The 16,263-nt window shown below is 50.1% G+C and carries 13 protein-coding genes; 10 read left to right on the forward strand and 3 right to left on the reverse strand.

Annotation, left to right across the window (positions count from 1 at the left end; translation table 11 throughout):
• Window position 1 precedes the first annotated feature (1 nt).
• The 5 genes from ACR0QE_RS00850 to clpX all read left to right on the forward strand — a co-directional run bounded on the left by ACR0QE_RS00850 (window position 2) and on the right by clpX (window position 8,128).
• Entirely contained in the window at window positions 2-1,015 is a 1,014-nt protein-coding gene (locus tag ACR0QE_RS00850; protein WP_432626490.1) for a glycosyltransferase family 2 protein, read from the forward strand.
• 143 nt (window positions 1,016-1,158) lie between these two features.
• On the forward strand, window positions 1,159-2,571 hold the full coding sequence (locus tag ACR0QE_RS00855; protein WP_432626491.1) for an undecaprenyl-phosphate glucose phosphotransferase: 1,413 nt from the start codon (window positions 1,159-1,161) through the stop codon (window positions 2,569-2,571).
• A gap of 100 nt (window positions 2,572-2,671) precedes the next feature.
• Complete coding sequence (locus ACR0QE_RS00860) at window positions 2,672-4,702, forward strand: LCP family protein (protein ID WP_432626492.1); 2,031 nt, start codon at window positions 2,672-2,674, stop codon at window positions 4,700-4,702.
• Window positions 4,703-4,989: 287 nt separating this feature from the next.
• Entirely contained in the window at window positions 4,990-6,438 is a 1,449-nt protein-coding gene (locus tag ACR0QE_RS00865; RefSeq protein ID WP_432626493.1) for a S1C family serine protease, read from the forward strand.
• Between the two features lie 178 nt (window positions 6,439-6,616).
• Window positions 6,617-8,128, forward strand: a complete 1,512-nt coding sequence (gene clpX, locus ACR0QE_RS00870) for an ATP-dependent Clp protease ATP-binding subunit ClpX (protein ID WP_432626494.1) — start codon at window positions 6,617-6,619, stop codon at window positions 8,126-8,128.
• Between the two features lie 25 nt (window positions 8,129-8,153).
• On the opposite strand, the gene ACR0QE_RS00875 is transcribed toward clpX, so the two are convergent.
• The gene (locus tag ACR0QE_RS00875) at window positions 8,154-9,890 is read right to left on the reverse strand and encodes a S8 family peptidase (protein WP_432626495.1); all 1,737 of its coding nucleotides are present in this window, start codon (window positions 9,888-9,890) and stop codon (window positions 8,154-8,156) included.
• Between the two features lie 188 nt (window positions 9,891-10,078).
• On the opposite strand from ACR0QE_RS00875, the gene ACR0QE_RS00880 reads away from it, so the two are divergent.
• A complete protein-coding gene (locus ACR0QE_RS00880; protein WP_432626496.1) occupies window positions 10,079-10,738 on the forward strand; it encodes a signal peptidase II in 660 nt (219 codons plus the stop codon).
• On the opposite strand, the gene ACR0QE_RS00885 is transcribed toward ACR0QE_RS00880, so the two are convergent.
• The gene (locus ACR0QE_RS00885) at window positions 10,692-11,069 is read right to left on the reverse strand and encodes a TIGR04086 family membrane protein (RefSeq protein WP_432626497.1); all 378 of its coding nucleotides are present in this window, start codon (window positions 11,067-11,069) and stop codon (window positions 10,692-10,694) included. The two genes, ACR0QE_RS00880 and ACR0QE_RS00885, sit on opposite strands and share 47 nt — an antisense overlap.
• Before the next feature lie 229 nt (window positions 11,070-11,298).
• Between ACR0QE_RS00885 and rpsL the strand changes: the two genes are divergently transcribed.
• The 4 genes from rpsL to tuf all read left to right on the forward strand — a co-directional run bounded on the left by rpsL (window position 11,299) and on the right by tuf (window position 15,929).
• The gene (gene rpsL, locus ACR0QE_RS00890; protein ID WP_177977076.1) at window positions 11,299-11,721 is read left to right on the forward strand and encodes a 30S ribosomal protein S12; all 423 of its coding nucleotides are present in this window, start codon (window positions 11,299-11,301) and stop codon (window positions 11,719-11,721) included.
• A gap of 249 nt (window positions 11,722-11,970) precedes the next feature.
• On the forward strand, window positions 11,971-12,441 hold the full coding sequence (rpsG, locus tag ACR0QE_RS00895) for a 30S ribosomal protein S7 (protein ID WP_308450927.1): 471 nt from the start codon (window positions 11,971-11,973) through the stop codon (window positions 12,439-12,441).
• A gap of 15 nt (window positions 12,442-12,456) precedes the next feature.
• Window positions 12,457-14,580, forward strand: a complete 2,124-nt coding sequence (gene fusA / locus ACR0QE_RS00900; RefSeq protein WP_432626498.1) for an elongation factor G — start codon at window positions 12,457-12,459, stop codon at window positions 14,578-14,580.
• 155 nt (window positions 14,581-14,735) lie between these two features.
• A complete protein-coding gene (gene tuf / locus ACR0QE_RS00905) occupies window positions 14,736-15,929 on the forward strand; it encodes an elongation factor Tu (RefSeq protein ID WP_432626499.1) in 1,194 nt (397 codons plus the stop codon).
• A 242-nt stretch (window positions 15,930-16,171) separates the two neighbouring features.
• Here tuf and ACR0QE_RS00910 read toward each other — a convergent pair.
• Window positions 16,172-16,263 (reverse strand): transposase (locus ACR0QE_RS00910; RefSeq protein ID WP_148489008.1); only part of this gene is annotated, 92 nt, incomplete at its 5' end.

The following is a 16,263-nucleotide window of genomic DNA, read 5'->3' on the forward strand; positions in this document are numbered from 1 at the left end:
GATGAGTGAGAAAAACGAGATGAGCGAGATGAAAAAAGCGACGATTATCATTCCGAATTACAATGGCCTGAAATTCATGGAGCCGTGCATGGCGGCTCTTGAAAGACAGACCTGCAAAGACTTTGATCTTCTCGTCGTCGACAACGGATCGACGGACGGAAGCGTCGAGTGGCTGAAGGAACATGAGATTCCCTCGATTTTTCTGCCGGAGAACACCGGGTTTTCCGGGGCGGTCAATGTGGGAATCAAGGCGTCAAAGACGCCGTTTGTGATTCTGCTCAATAATGACACCGAGGCGAAAGAGGGATATGTCGAGGCACTGATCCGTGAGATTGAGCGCTCCCCGAAAATCTTTTCCGTCAGTCCGAAGATGATTCAGCTTTACCACAAGGAGCTGATGGACGATGGCGGAGATATGTACAGCATCATGGGCTGGGCGTACCAGCGGGGAGTCGGTCAGGAGATCGAGCGCTACAACCGCGCCTGCAATGTCTTTTCCGCCTGTGCCGGAGCGGCGATCTACCGCAGGGAGGTCTTTGAGGAGATCGGATACTTTGATGAGATGCATTTTGCATATCTTGAGGACATTGATGTGGGATACCGCGCGAAGATTGCGGGATACTATAACCGTTACTGTCCGTCTGCCGAGATTTACCATGTCGGAAGCGGAACGAGCGGATCGAAATACAATGAATTCAAGGTTCGTCTGGCAGCGCGCAACAACGTTTACTTAAATTATAAAAATATGCCGGGATGGCAGCTTTTCTTAAACAGTGTCCCGATCGGCCTTGGAATCCTCGGAAAATATTTCTTCTTCAAGAAAAAAGGGTTTGAGAAGGCGTACGTCGGAGGGGTTCTCGAGGGGATCCGCACGGTGAAGAAGACGAAGAAAGTAGCTTACCGGCCGGAAGACTTTCAGAATTATCTCGCAATCGAGTGGGAGCTGATCTACGGGGCGGCACTCTACATTTTTGAGTTTGGAAGACGCCAGATCAGAAAGAAGTTAGTCAAGTAACTTTTTAAATGTTACAAGATATTACAAAATTTAAGAGAAATTTAATAGTGCAAAGAAAAAAATTCGTGTATAATCGTTATCATTGAGTTATTATGCGCTTAAATAGGGAACGAAATCATTCCCTGTACGGAGGCAAAAAATAGATGATAAAGAGTAACCAAAAGAGGTTGAACCGCATGCATGTGGTGCTGGATGCGCTTGTGATTGCAGCGGCATATATCTTGAGCTGGTTTGTGACAATAAAGAGCGGCTGGTTTGAAACGGGAGGAGTTCTTCCCGACTGGTTTTATATGGGGGCACTGCTGGTGCTGGTGCCGCTGTACCTGCTGCTCTATATGATTTTTCAGCTTTTTACACCCAAACGGGTTCAGGGGCGCAGGCAGGAGTTTGCAAATATCTGTAAGGCGAACCTGATCGGTTTTCTGATCAGTGGCCTGCTCCTCTATCTGACTGGTAAAAATCCATATCTGAGAGAATTTTCGCGAAAACTTGTCATTGTCTTCTGTGTGGTCAATGTGGCATCAGAGACGCTGGAGCGAAATCTGATCCGAATCTTCCTGCGCTCGATGCGCGCGAAGGGGTACAACCAGAAGCATATCCTTCTGATCGGATACAGCCGGGCGGCGGAGAATTATATCGACCGTGTGCTGGCAAATCCGGAGTGGGGGTATCAGATTCACGGCATCCTCGATGACCACAAGGCGAGGGGAAGCGAGTACCGTGGCATCAAGGTCATCGGCCCGATCAGCAATTTAAGAAACATTCTGAATCTGAATTTCATGGATGAGATTGCGATCACGCTCAGCATCCGGGAGTATGGAATTCTCGAAGATCTGGTGGCGGAGTGTGAGAAATCCGGTGTTCACACAAAGTTTATTCCGGATTACAACAACATCATTCCGACAAGACCTTACACGGAAGACCTGCAGGGACTTCCGGTCATCAATATCCGTCGTGTTCCGCTCAGCGATCCGCTGAATGCGATGATGAAGCGGGCCGTCGATATTTTCGGTGCCCTGGTGGCGCTGACGTTGTTCTCACCGATTATGCTGGTGACGGCGATTTTGATTAAACTGACATCCCCCGGACCTCTGATCTATTGTCAGGAGAGAGTCGGGCTTCACAACCGGCCGTTTAAGATGTATAAGTTCCGGTCAATGGAAGTACAGGATCCCAGACAGGAAAAGAAACAGTGGACGAGTCCGCATGATCCGCGCGTGACGCCGATCGGAAGATTTATCCGGAAGACGAGCATTGATGAGATGCCGCAGCTGTTCAATGTGCTGTTTGGCGATATGAGCCTGGTCGGTCCGAGACCGGAACGGCCGTTTTTTGTGGAGAAATTCAAGGAAGAGATCCCAAGGTATATGATTAAGCATCAGGTTCGTCCGGGAATGACCGGGTGGGCGCAGGTAAATGGTCTGCGCGGAGATACCTCCATCACAAAGAGGATCGAGCATGATCTGTATTACATTGAGAACTGGACACTTGGATTTGATTTTAAGATCCTGTTTTTAACGTTTTTCAAGGGATTCATCAATAAAAACGCATATTAACGGATCGTGGATAAGGGATACCAGAGGATACGGAGAGGGACATGACCGGATCAATACGGAGGATGAACCTGCCGGGCAATAAATAAAATGAGGTAGATATATGAGTCGTGAGTACGAGGAAGACAGAAGACGGGGAGACGAGAAGAGCAGCCGCCGGAATTCGAAAACCCAGAGCAACATGGAAGGACCGGTTATCATGGAAGGCGGTTCGGTAGCGGCGAGTCGCTCCGGACATTCCGCTCATGCGGTACATTCTGCGCGTTCTGTGCGCAGAGTCCGCAGTGTGCAGGCTTCTGTGAACTCCGGAAATTCCGGAAGTAAAGATGCAAAGCGGTGGCGAGCAGAGTCCTCTTCAAACAAGGGCACTTCCAAGAATGCTGCTCCAAAGAACAGCACTTCAGCCGGTTCTAATGGAGGCGGCGGCCGCGGACCGGAACGTCCGAGCGGAAACAATCACAACGGCGGAAACCGTGGAGGCAATAATAACAATAACAACAGCAATCTGCCGAATCCGAGAAAAGAGATGGAGCGTGCCAAGAGAAAGAGAACGATCCGGAGAATCATCACAACAGTGATTGCGGAGTGTTTTGCGCTGTTCTTCATTTTCGGATACGGATTTTTCGCACGCACGGCGGCAAAGATTCAGCGGCCGAGCGAGGAAGAGATGAAAGAAGTTACTGTCAATCAGGATCTTCCGGAGGTTGCAACCCAGAATATGAAGGGCTACTGGACGATTGCGGTCTTCGGCGTGGATGCGCGTGACAATGCGATCAAGAAGGATACGAATGCGGACGTCAATATCATTTGCAGCATCAATCTCGAAAACGGTGAGATCAAGCTCGTATCGGTTTACCGAGACTCCTACTTGAATATCAGTCAGGAGAAGGGAAGCTACAACAAGATCAACCAGGCTTATTTCCTCGGCGGACCGGCTCAGGCAATGACGGCCCTGAACCGAAATCTGGATCTGAATATTACGGACTACATCACCTTTAACTGGAAGGCGGTTGCACAGGGAATTGATATTCTTGGCGGTGTCGATGTGGAACTGAGCAAGGCAGAGTTCTATTACATCAACTCCTTTATCACAGAGACGGTAAAGGCAACCGGAATCGGATCTACTCAGCTGACGCACGCAGGAATGAATCATCTTGACGGTGTCCAGGCAGTTGCATACGGACGTCTTCGTCTGATGGATACAGACTATGCGCGTACCGAGCGTCAGAGAAAGATCATCAGCCTTGCCTTTGAGAAAGCGCAGAAAGCAGATTTCCAGACACTTTATCGCCTGATCGGAACGGTATTCCCGAATACCTACACCAGCCTCTGGGTAGATGATCTCGTAAACAATGCGAAGAACATCTCGAAATTCCACCTTGTCGATACAACCGGATTCCCGCAGGCGCGCGGTGAGGCAAATATGGGCAAGAAGGGTGCGGTTGTTGTTCCGGCAACGCTTGAGAGCAATGTCAAACTGCTTCACGAGTTCCTCTACGATGAGACGGATTATGAGCCTTCTGAGACGGTGAAGAAGATCGGCGAGAAGATTTCCGCAGACACCGGCATCTACAAGGAGGGTCAGGTTGTCAAGAAAGTGGGAACGGACAGCGGAGTGGTTCAGCCACAGAAATCAACCGCAGCTTCGTCCACATCTGGATCCTCAAAGAATTCCAAGGATGCGGATGAGAAGAAAGATGTGAAAGTGACTGTGGAACCTGTTGTTGAGCCTGAGAGCACAAAGGCGGATGAGAAGAAGGATTCCAAGGAATCGAAAGATTCAAAGAATTCCCACGAGACAACGTCCGCAAAGGACTCCAAGGAGACAAAGGAAGAAAAAGAGACGACGAAGGAAGAGAAGGCAACCAAGGAGATCAAGGAGACGATTGCACCGAAGGAAGAGAACAGCACCACGCATGCGGGAACTTCGACGACATCCGCCTCCCATGAGACAACGGCTTCTCACTCCGGCGGTACTTCTGAACTTCCGTCTGCGTCGACTGTGCGCGGAGAGGGACCGGCTTCCGCTCCGACATCTGTACATGTGGAGAGTCCGACACATGCAGGTCCGGGCGGAACAAGCACGACACCGACGACTGCCGGCTCTGGTCCGGTTTCAAGACCGGGACAGTAATTAGGTGGTTAAGAGATTCAGAAAATGAGAGATGGCTCTGTTTGCGGGTTGCGTTTCCGCTGACGGGGCCATTTTTGGATACAGTTCACAGCTTCGATACGTTTCCATCACATTTCCGACACAATTAATTGTTATAGTCTTGATAGCATAGTAAAGAGGCAACAGAAAGACAATAGAAAGGCAATAGAAAAGAGATCTGCAACAAAAAGTGATTTCCAGAGATTGTGAGAGGATGGCAATCATGGCTGCAGGGATCTTGATGAGATAGAGGAAAGGGGACTGGAGATATGTTTGAGGATGAGGACAGAGAGTTCCGTGAAGATAGAGAACAGGATGACAGCAGTCGTGCAGACGACAGAATGAATGAGACGGATGAGAGTGATAGCATCAAGGAGCAGGAGCCGTGGGGAGAGACACAGGACGGACAGGAGTTTGAGGAGTCTGTAAAGGAAGATCCCCAGAGCGGATGGGTGGAGAACCATCCGAATGCCCAGATTCCGGAGGATCCGGTTCACGCTCCGGCAGGGATTCCACCGGTGGCAAAGAAGGTGGTCAAGGTTGCAGCTGCGGCAGTTCTGTTTGGAGTGATTGCAGGCGGAACGATGTTTGGAGTGAATACGGCGGGAAATTATCTGAGAGAGCAGTATTTTCCGAAGAGTGAGACTCAGCTGACAATTGCGCAGGCACCGACAGCAGATCAGGATGGAGGCGCTGCACCGTCCGCACAGACAGGAATGGATGTCTCCGAGATTGCGGCCAATGCGATGCCGTCAGTCGTGGCAATCAACAACACGATGCTGATGCAGCAGCAGACCTGGTTCGGCCCGGGAAGAACCGTGGAGGTTCCGAGCAGTGGATCCGGCATTATCGTCGGACAGAATGACAGCGAGCTTCTGATCGTGACGAACAATCACGTTGTGGAGGATTCCAACCAGCTGACCGTGACCTTCATCGATAACAGCCAGGTCAATGCGACGATCAAGGGAACAGATGCAGAGCAGGATCTGGCAGTGATTGCGGTTTCCCTGAAAGACATTCCGGCGGAGGCAATGAGCCAGATTAAGATTGCAACGCTCGGGGATTCCGATGCGCTCAAAGTCGGACAGGGAGTTGTCGCAATCGGAAATGCACTTGGGTACGGACAGTCTGTGACGGTCGGATATATCAGCGCACTTGACCGGGAAGTGAAGACGAATGAGACGGATGTGAAGAAACTTCTTCAGACGGATGCGGCAATCAATCCGGGCAACAGCGGCGGTGCTCTTCTGAATATGAGAGGTGAGGTAATCGGAATCAACTCTGCAAAGTATTCTTCCACAGAGGTAGAGGGAATGGGATATGCAATCCCGGTATCTCAGGTAAAGGATATTATCAATCAGCTGATGAACCGCAAGAACCGCACGGAGGTTGCACAGGCCCAGCAGGGTTATCTCGGAATTCAGGGACAGAATATCGATGACAATGCGGCTTCGATGTACGGAATGCCGAAAGGAATCTATGTCTACAAGATTGTGGAGAACGGGGCAGCGTCGAAGTCAGACCTGAAAGAGAAGGATATTATCACAAAGTTTGACGGACAGAGTGTCCGCACGATGGCAGAATTAAAAGATCTGCTCAAGTATTATCGCTCCGGTGAGACGGTGGAGCTGACAGTTCAGTCACTGGAAAACGGAGAGTATCAGGAGCGTACCGTTTCGATCACTCTCGGAAACAGACCGGCAGACAGCAAGCAATAACAACATGATACAAACAGGGGTACTGTGGCAGAAAAAGATCTGTCACAGCGCCCCTTTTGCGGTTTCTGGGGAAGTGGGCAGATTTTTTGTTGACCTGTTGACGGGTTCCATTTAAAGTAGGAGTGAGGGATGGAATTGGATCAGTGATTAGATCGATAATTAGATAAGGAGACCGATGATGGAAGATTTTAGAGAGATACAGGATGAACAGAAAGAACAGGAAAAGAAAAAAGTGGAAGATCAGATAGAGAAAAAGGAAACAGAGAGTACGGAGACAAATGCTCCGGACACACAGGAATATGAAAAAGTCTGCTATATCTGCCGCCGGCCGGAGAGCAAGGCGGGAAGCATGATTACAATGCCGGGAAATATCTGCCTGTGCCATGACTGCATGCAGAAGGCCTTTGACTCAATTATGGGAAAAGGCATGGATACCTCAAAGATTGACTGGTCAAAGATGGATCTCTCCCAGATTCCGGGGATGCCGTACATGAATATGAATTTCTCAAATCCGGCGGATTTAGAAGGGTTCGGGAATGCAATGCTTTCCAACAGGCAGAAAGTGAAAAAGCGCAGGGAGAAGAATGGTCCGGATTTCCAGCTGAAGGACATTCCGGCGCCGCACATTTTAAAGGCAAAACTTGATGAGTATGTGATTGGCCAGAACAAGGCAAAAAAGGTGATGGCAGTCGCTGTTTACAATCATTACAAGAGAATTTTCGATGAGGAGCAGCGCGCCATGCTTGCGAAAAAGGGCGAGGAGCGGGCTGATGATGTGCGCATTGAAAAGTCCAATATTCTGATGGTCGGACCGACCGGAAGCGGAAAGACGTATCTGGTGAAGACGCTTGCGAACCTTTTAAATGTTCCGCTCGCGATTGCAGATGCGACTTCGCTGACGGAAGCGGGGTACATCGGAGATGATATTGAGAGCGTTGTCTCCAAGCTTCTGACGGCTGCCGGAAATGATGTGGAGAAGGCAGAACATGGAATCATCTTCATTGATGAGATCGATAAGATTGCCCGAAAAAAGGAGACAAACACGAGGGATGTGAGCGGAGAGTCTGTTCAGCAGGAACTTTTGAAGCTTCTCGAGGGAAGTACGGTGGAGGTGCCGGTCGGGGCAGGCCAGAAGAACGCACTCACACCGACTGCGACCGTAAACACGGAAAATATTCTGTTTATCTGCGGCGGAGCCTTCCCGGAGCTTGAGACGATTATCCGCGAGCGTCTTCAGAAAAAATCCTCAATGGGATTCGGTGCAGAGTTACGGGATCAGGCAGAGCAGGAGAAGCAGATTCTCTCGAAGGTGACGACGGAGGATCTAAGAAAATTCGGCATGATTCCGGAGTTTCTCGGAAGACTTCCGGTGACTGTCACACTCGAGAAACTGGATGCAGAGCTTTTGATGAGAATTCTCAGAGAACCGAAAAATGCGATTATCCGCCAGTATGAGAAATTGCTCTCGATGGATGAAGTCAAGCTGGAGTTTGAGGAGGAGGCTCTCAAGTGGATCGCCGAGGAGGCACTCCGGAGAGATACCGGAGCGCGTGCGCTTCGTGCGATTCTTGAGGAGTTCATGCTCGACATCATGTATGAGATTCCGAAGGATCCGGGAATCGGTACGGTTGTTGTGACGCGTTCGTATCTTGAGAAAAAGGGCGGACCGCTGATTCAGATGCGGGGTTAGCAGAATTGCAGGATTGCGGGATTACTCACTCTCTTAAGTTCAGAAAAGATTGATACAGATTCAGAGTTCCGTATCCCCACTGCCTGTTTGGATAGTGGAAAGCGGGATTTCGACCGGCACCTCCGATCAGCATGGCTTTGACGGAGGTGCTTGTGAGATAAGGGGCGTTGCCGTCGACAAATGCCCAGGACAGGATGTCGGCGGCGGCGCCTGCGGCGATTGCAGCGGAGACGGAAGTCCCGGTTCTTCGGGTGAGAAGTGTTTCGGGATCGGAGTCGGGACGGTCAGCGGCGGCTCCCTGCACGTTGACGCCGGGGGCGGCAAGCTCCGGTTTTATCGCGAGAGCACGGGTGTATCCCCGGCTGCTGTGGATATAGATACTTTCTGAGAGGTGGTTGTAGGCGCTCACAGTTAAGGGCATTGAGCCGTTTCCGGGATCTGTGATCGTGGTGTCCGGGTCAGAGCGCAGAAAAATCGTCTGAGAGGCGATAAAAGGATTTTGCGGGAGCCAGATATGAAACTGTCCGCTCAGATAGAGTACCGGATAGACGCGAAGATGCCAGATTCCGGGCGAGGGAGTCACAAAGCGCAGGAAAATCAGCTGGCTTCCGGAAGAACTCTCGTAAGACTGGTAGGTCACTGCGATTTTTGTCGCGTCGAGAGAAAATGAAACTTCCGTTTCTCTCCCGAGGACGAGGGGGATCCGCTCAATCTGTTCTCCGGACGGAGATACAAAGCCGACGGTGTAAAGTTCCGGCTCATGTGCCCACAGCTCCATGCAGAACCCATTTTCTCCTTCCGCAATCCGCAGCTCGACATCCTCCCAGTCTTCTTTTTCAGAAAGATTTCCCAGATAGTGATGGTGGTAGCCGGTCTCATTTCCGGCACCGGTGACCGCAACAAGTCCCATGGAACTTGTCAGAGCCTGAAGCTGAAGACAGAGAGGCGAGGTTCCGTCGTGGCTTCCCTGGGAGGTGCCAAGACCGATCAGGAGGACAAGCGGCATCCGTCTGTCACCGGCCAGACCGAGGAGAAAGCTGACCGCAGCCATGATGTCGTTCTCCTGGTAGGCGGGGACATCAGGGGCAATCAGAAAAAAATCGCGCAGATATTGCTTTGCGGGCTTGAGTTTGACAATGGCGAGTGTCGCCTCCGGTGCAGCTCCGGAGAAGGAAGCCGGAGCGGAGATCCTGGCTCCGCCGGCAACACTTGCGAGAAAGGTTCCGTGCCCGTCAGTGTCGCGGGTCGGGACGAGGGTGTGGGGATCTTCAAGGTGCAGAGCCGAGTCAATCGTTTCCTGATTATAGATAGTTCCGTAAAATGGCTGGAAACCGGAGACTTGCGGCGGTTCCGTGTCGGAGGGGATCGTCTGGTCCCAGATGGCGGCGATGCGTGTGGAGCCGTCCGTGCGCCGAAAAAGCGGATTTGTGTAATCAATCCCGGTGTCAATGATTCCGATCATGACGCCCCGCCCTGTTGTCTGGAGGGCAGGCTGACGGATGGATTCGAGAATTCCGCTGCTTGCAAGTGCAGTGGTGTCTAAAAGACTGTAAAGTTTTGGAATTGCCGTGTAGGTGTAGCGGCTGATGCTCAGCGGAAGCACCCGGTCAAGCGGAGTATGGACAATGGCAAAGTCGCGGCTGATGAAATTGATGCAGGTACTGCTTGTGAACCGGAATACTTCGTCGCTTGCGCGAGAAGAATAACGGAGAATGAAGTCGGCATATTCTTCCGATGCCGGATAGAAGGAACAGGGAATCATAGAAAAATGCTCCAGAGAATCTGTTTATTCTCTTATATGTTATGGTGATGGGGGAAGAATGACAGAATTTGGTTTGACGGGAATCTGAGCAGATAGTAAAATGAAGATGAGAATGAGTAATGAGTGAAGAATCGTTACTGTATATGGGCAAGCATCATTTTCTGATTATGGAGCGGAGAGGAGAAGATATGATTTATTTATTTTTAATTGCGGGGATTGCAGGCGGAGATCTCGCTCTCAAGTGGTGGGTGGAAAAGCAGGACCCGAAGGATTTTCCGAGAGAACTTGAAAAGAGCAGGGGCAGAATCTGGCTTTACCGCAATCACAATGCGGGGTTTCCGTTTGGATTTCTTGAAAAGTATCAGCAGGTTGTGCGACTGATTCCGTTGTCCATCATTTCAGGCCTGTTCGGTGTCCTGCTTTATCTGCTTCCGAAGAAGGGGGCACAGGCGCAGGTTCAGAAACTTGGACTGTCGATTCTTCTTGGCGGAGCACTCAGCAATCTGTATGACAGAATGGTCCGCCATTATGTCGTGGATTATTTCAGCATCCGGATCGGATTTTTGAAGAAAGTTGTTTTCAATCTCGGAGATTTTGCGGTATTTCTGGGAAGCGGAATCCTCGGAGCGTTTGGACTCTGCCTCGATCTGAGAGAGACATTTGCAAAGAAGACAGCCGTGATGGAGACAGCGGCCATCGCAGCGGCAGCCACGGAGAGTGCACTCTCAAGACAGAAAGAGGGGATCTCGGCGGTTAAAATTGGAAAAATTGGAAAGAATAGGAAAGCAGTTATTGGAAAATTCAGCCTGCGATTCCTCCGATCATTCCTGAGACAGCGCAGCAGATAACCGTTTGAAGCAGATGGGAAGAGGAATTTTCGGTGATGGCGGTTTCTCGTGAACCGAAGATCTGCGAGACGGCGGTCAGGATCAGAACGTAGAGAAGACCGGTCAGAAGCCCCCAGAAAAACCGGCGTGACCGGATAAGACGGGCGCAGGTGAAGCCTCCGGCAAAGCAGGAGAGTGCATAGACTGCAAAGATCAGAACTCCGGTTGTCTGTTCGGACAGCTGCATCTTCCACACAGCGAGGGAGAGCAGGAGAAGAAAGATTCCGGAGAGGAGATAGGAGATCAGAAGGGCAAAGAGGATGGATTTTGGCTGAAAACGGGAAGCAGGCATAGGAAGTTGCTCCTTTCTTCATTTTATTTTTGGAAGGTTTTTTAGAGTGACAGAAAATCCAATACTATCATACAGAAAATCCCTGTAAAATATGAAAAATATCTTGACAGTAGTTAAGAATGTGGATATAATGATATGGCGTGCAAATTTCACGCAATGTTTTTGTGTGCAAAAAGCAAAAGCTTGAATGTACAGCAACCAACAGACAATATCACAGGAGGTGAAAAGAATGCCAACATTCAACCAGTTAGTGAGAAAGGGAAGACAGACCGCAGTTAAGAAGTCTACTGCTCCGGCTCTGCAGAAGGGATACAACTCTTTACAGAAGCGCGCAATCGATACTTCTTCTCCGCAGAAGAGAGGCGTTTGCACCGCAGTTAAGACTGCTACCCCGAAGAAGCCGAACTCCGCACTTCGTAAGATCGCCAGAGTACGTCTTTCCAACGGCATCGAAGTTACAAGCTATATCCCGGGTGAGGGACACAACCTTCAGGAGCACAGCGTTGTTCTGATCCGTGGAGGAAGAGTAAAGGACCTTCCGGGTACCAGATATCACATCATCAGAGGTACTCTGGATACCGCAGGCGTAGCCAACAGAAAGCAGGCTCGTTCTAAGTACGGCGCTAAGAGACCGAAGGCTACCAAGAAGTAATAATTGACTGCATGACAGTCAGGCTGCCAATGGCAGTGTAACAGATGGAGCAGATTCCCGCAGAAGCGGAAATCCCGACTCCAATGTACCACTAACGTAAGTAAAAAGTGACTGCATACGCAGTTGCGCCGGAAGTTGATATTGACCTGTAGGTTGCAGGAAATAGATATTTACCCGCGCGAACACATTTTATGGAAACATGTGAGTACCGATGAATTAATGCAATTTATGATTAAGGAGGGAAGTAACGTGCCACGTAAAGGACATATTCAGAAAAGAGACGTATTAGCAGATCCTTTATACAACAATAAGGTTGTAACCAAGCTGATCAACAACATCATGCTGGATGGTAAGAAGGGTGTTGCTCAGAAGATCGTATACGGTGCATTTGGCCGTGTAGAAGAGAAGACCGGTAAGCCGGCAGTAGAGGTCTTTGAAGAGGCTATGAACAACATCATGCCTGTTCTGGAAGTTAAGGCAAAGCGTATCGGTGGTGCTACCTATCAGGTGCCGATCGAGGTTAAGCCGGAGAGACGTCAGACCCTGGCACTTCGCTGGATCACCATGTTCTCCCGTAAGAGAGGCGAGAAGACCCAGGAAGAGAGACTGGCAAACGAGATTATGGATGCAGCAAACAACACTGGCGCATCTGTAAAGCGTAAAGAAGACATGCACAAGATGGCAGAGGCTAACAAGGCCTTCTCCCATTTCAGATTCTAATAGGAGGATAAAGCTTTGGCTGGAAGAGAATATCCGTTGGAGAGAACCAGAAATATTGGTATCATGGCTCATATCGATGCTGGTAAGACCACTTTGACTGAGCGTATCCTGTATTACACTGGTGTAAACTACAAGATCGGTGATACTCATGAAGGTACTGCAACCATGGACTGGATGGAGCAGGAGCAGGAGAGAGGTATTACCATTACTTCTGCAGCTACTACCTGTCACTGGACCATTCACGGTCAGGACAACCGTCCGATCAAGGGACAGCCGGAGTATCGTATCAACATCATCGATACCCCTGGACACGTAGACTTCACTGTTGAGGTTGAGCGTTCCCTCCGTGTACTGGACGGCGCAGTAGGCGTGTTCTGTGCAAAGGGTGGTGTAGAGCCGCAGTCTGAGAACGTATGGCGTCAGGCTGATACCTACAACGTACCGCGTATGGCATTCATCAACAAGATGGATATCCTGGGTGCAAACTTCTACGGCGCAGTAGAGCAGATTCGTACCAGACTTGGTAAGAACGCTATCTGCTTACAGCTCCCGATCGGTAAGGAAGATGAGTTCAAGGGAATCATCGACCTGTTCGAGATGCAGGCTTACATCTACAACGATGATAAGGGCGACGACGTAACCGTTTGCGAGATCCCGGATGATATGAAGGATGATGCTGAGCTGTATCACACCGAGCTGGTAGAGAAGATCTGCGAGCTGGATGATGATCTGATGATGGCATATCTTGAGGGCGAGGAGCCGACCATCGAGGAGATGAAGAAGGTTCTGAGAAAGGCTACCTGTGAGTGTACCGCTGTTCCGGTATGCTGCGGTAGTGCATATAGAAACAAGGGTGTTCAGAGACTTCTGAACGCAATCATCGAGTTCATGCCGGCTCCGACCGACATCCCGGCTATCAAGGGTGTTGATCTGGAGGGCAATGAGATCGTTCGTCATTCTTCTGATGAAGAGCCGTTCGCAGCTCTGGCATTCAAGATCATGACTGACCCGTTCGTTGGTAAGCTGGCATTCTTCCGTGTGTACTCCGGTACTCTGAACTCCGGTTCTTACGTACTGAATGCAACGAAGGATAAGAAGGAGCGTGTAGGACGTATCCTTCAGATGCATGCTAACAAGCGTCAGGAGCTCGACAAAGTTTACTCCGGCGATATCGCTGCAGCAGTAGGCTTTAAGAACACCACAACCGGTGATACTATCTGTGATGAGCAGCATCCGGTAATCCTGGAGTCCATGGAGTTCCCGGAGCCGGTTATCGATATCGCAATCGAGCCGAAGACCAAGGCTGGTCAGGGCAAGATGAGCGAAGCTCTTGCAAAGCTGGCAGAGGAAGATCCGACCTTCCGTGCTTCTACCAATACCGAGACTGGTCAGACCATCATCTCTGGTATGGGTGAGCTGCACCTGGAGATCATTGTAGACCGTCTGCTGAGAGAGTTCAACGTTGAAGCAAACGTTGGTGCTCCGCAGGTTGCTTACAAGGAGACCTTCACCAAGGCTGTTGATGTAGACAGCAAGTACGCTAAGCAGTCCGGTGGTCGTGGTCAGTACGGTCACTGTAAAGTACACTTCGAGCCGATGGATCCGAATGGCGAGGAGACCTTCAAGTTCGAGTCTACCGTAGTTGGTGGTGCTATTCCGAAGGAGTACATCCCGGCAGTAGGCGAGGGTATCGAAGAGGCTTCCAAGACCGGTATTCTGGCTGGATTCCCGGTACTGGGTGTTCATGCTAACGTATACGATGGTTCTTACCATGAGGTCGATTCTTCCGAGATGGCATTCAAGATCGCTGGTTCCATGGCATTCAAGGATGCTATGCAGAAGGCTGGCGCTATCCTTCTTGAGCCGATCATGAAGGTTGAGGTTACCATGCCGGAGGAATACATGGGTGATGTTATCGGTGATATCAACTCCCGTCGTGGCCGTATCGAGGGTATGGATGATGTCGGCGGCGGTAAGATCGTAAAGGCTTACGTTCCGCTGTCTGAGATGTTCGGTTACTCCACCGACCTGCGTTCCAAGACTCAGGGTCGTGGTAACTACTCCATGTTCTTTGAGAAGTACGAGCCGGTTCCGAAGTCCGTACAGGATAAGATCATCAACGAGCATAAGGGCAACTAATACTAATGCAATCCTTAGCCTCCAGGCAGTTCTTCTGGACTGCCCGGGGGCTGGAAAATAGGCTTGAAAATATTGCGCAAATAGCATATAATTGTAAACAGCCTAATTATAAATCAACAAGCCCAAATGGGCCCAATTAAGGAGGACGCTATAAAATGGCAAAAGCAAAGTTTGAAAGAACCAAACCGCATTGTAACATTGGTACCATTGGCCACGTTGACCATGGTAAAACCACTCTGACTGCAGCAATTACCAAGACCCTGCACGAGAGATATGGCACTGGTGAGGCTGTTGCATTCGAGAACATCGATAAGGCTCCGGAGGAGAGAGAGCGTGGAATCACCATCTCTACCGCACACGTTGAGTATGAGACTCCGAAGAGACACTATGCACACGTTGACTGCCCAGGACATGCTGACTACGTTAAGAACATGATCACTGGTGCTGCACAGATGGATGGTGCTATCCTGGTAGTAGCAGCAACCGATGGTGTTATGGCTCAGACCCGTGAGCACATCCTGCTGTCCCGTCAGGTAGGCGTACCGTACATCGTTGTATTCATGAACAAGTGCGATATGGTTGACGATCCGGAGCTGCTTGAGCTGGTAGACATGGAGATCCGTGAGCTGCTGAACGAGTACGAGTTCCCGGGCGATGACACCCCGATCATTCAGGGTTCCGCACTGAAGGCTCTTGAGGATCCGCAGAGCGAGTGGGGCGACAAGATCCTTGAGCTGATGGATGCTGTTGATAGCTGGATTCCGGATCCGCAGCGTGAGACTGATAAGCCGTTCCTGATGCCGGTTGAGGATGTATTCACCATTACTGGTCGTGGTACCGTAGCTACCGGCCGTGTAGAGCGTGGTGTTCTTCATCTGAACGATGAGGTTGAGATCCTTGGTATTAAGGATGACGTTAAGAAGACCGTTGTAACCGGTATCGAGATGTTCCGTAAGCTTCTGGATGAGGCTCAGGCTGGTGATAACATCGGTGCTCTGCTTCGTGGTATCCAGAGAACTGATATCGAGCGTGGCCAGGTTCTGGCTAAGCCGGGCAGCGTTACCTGCCATCACAAGTTCACCGCTCAGGTTTACGTTCTGACCAAGGACGAGGGTGGTCGTCATACTCCGTTCTTCAACAACTACCGTCCGCAGTTCTACTTCAGAACAACCGACGTTACCGGCGTTTGCGAGCTGCCGGAGGGCACCGAGATGTGCATGCCGGGCGATAACGTAGAGATGACCGTAGAGCTGATCCATCCGGTAGCAATGGAGCAGGGTCTTCGTTTCGCTATCCGTGAGGGTGGTAGAACCGTAGGTTCAGGCCGTGTTGTTTCTATCATTGAGTAATACAATCTGAATATAGATTTGTTATCGCAAGATAACGTTGTGTCCAAACGTAAGATGCCCGTAGAACTTCGGTTCTACGGGTTTTTCTGTTGCCTGGAAATATAGGCTCTATGTCAATAGTTGGGGTGGGATTATCTGGAATCCCGCCTAATTATTGACTTTAGAGCCATTTTAATGCTGAGCTCTAAACGTCCTGTTTTTGGGCATGCCAAATAAACCTCTCATTTACCGACCATTTTAACTTATGATGTACAATGAAGAATCCGAGTACGGAACCGCTTAAAGTTGCGAATTCCATAGGAACTTCGTTTTAATACTTTAATCTTGTTGTTAA

Source organism: Brotaphodocola sp., assembly GCF_050873065.1.
In the GTDB taxonomy this organism is placed as follows: Bacteria; Bacillota; Clostridia; order Lachnospirales; family Lachnospiraceae; genus Brotaphodocola.

Coding starts and splice junctions, on each gene's coding strand:
- ACR0QE_RS00850 (WP_432626490.1), top strand. CDS start 2: ATGAGTGAGAAAAACGAGATGAGCGAGATGAAAAAAGCGACGATTATC.
- ACR0QE_RS00855 (WP_432626491.1), top strand. CDS start 1,159: ATGATAAAGAGTAACCAAAAGAGGTTGAACCGCATGCATGTGGTGCTG.
- ACR0QE_RS00860 (WP_432626492.1), top strand. CDS start 2,672: ATGAGTCGTGAGTACGAGGAAGACAGAAGACGGGGAGACGAGAAGAGC.
- ACR0QE_RS00865 (WP_432626493.1), top strand. CDS start 4,990: ATGTTTGAGGATGAGGACAGAGAGTTCCGTGAAGATAGAGAACAGGAT.
- clpX (WP_432626494.1), top strand. CDS start 6,617: ATGGAAGATTTTAGAGAGATACAGGATGAACAGAAAGAACAGGAAAAG.
- ACR0QE_RS00875 (WP_432626495.1), bottom strand. CDS start 9,890: ATGATTCCCTGTTCCTTCTATCCGGCATCGGAAGAATATGCCGACTTC.
- ACR0QE_RS00880 (WP_432626496.1), top strand. CDS start 10,079: ATGATTTATTTATTTTTAATTGCGGGGATTGCAGGCGGAGATCTCGCT.
- ACR0QE_RS00885 (WP_432626497.1), bottom strand. CDS start 11,069: ATGCCTGCTTCCCGTTTTCAGCCAAAATCCATCCTCTTTGCCCTTCTG.
- rpsL (WP_177977076.1), top strand. CDS start 11,299: ATGCCAACATTCAACCAGTTAGTGAGAAAGGGAAGACAGACCGCAGTT.
- tuf (WP_432626499.1), top strand. CDS start 14,736: ATGGCAAAAGCAAAGTTTGAAAGAACCAAACCGCATTGTAACATTGGT.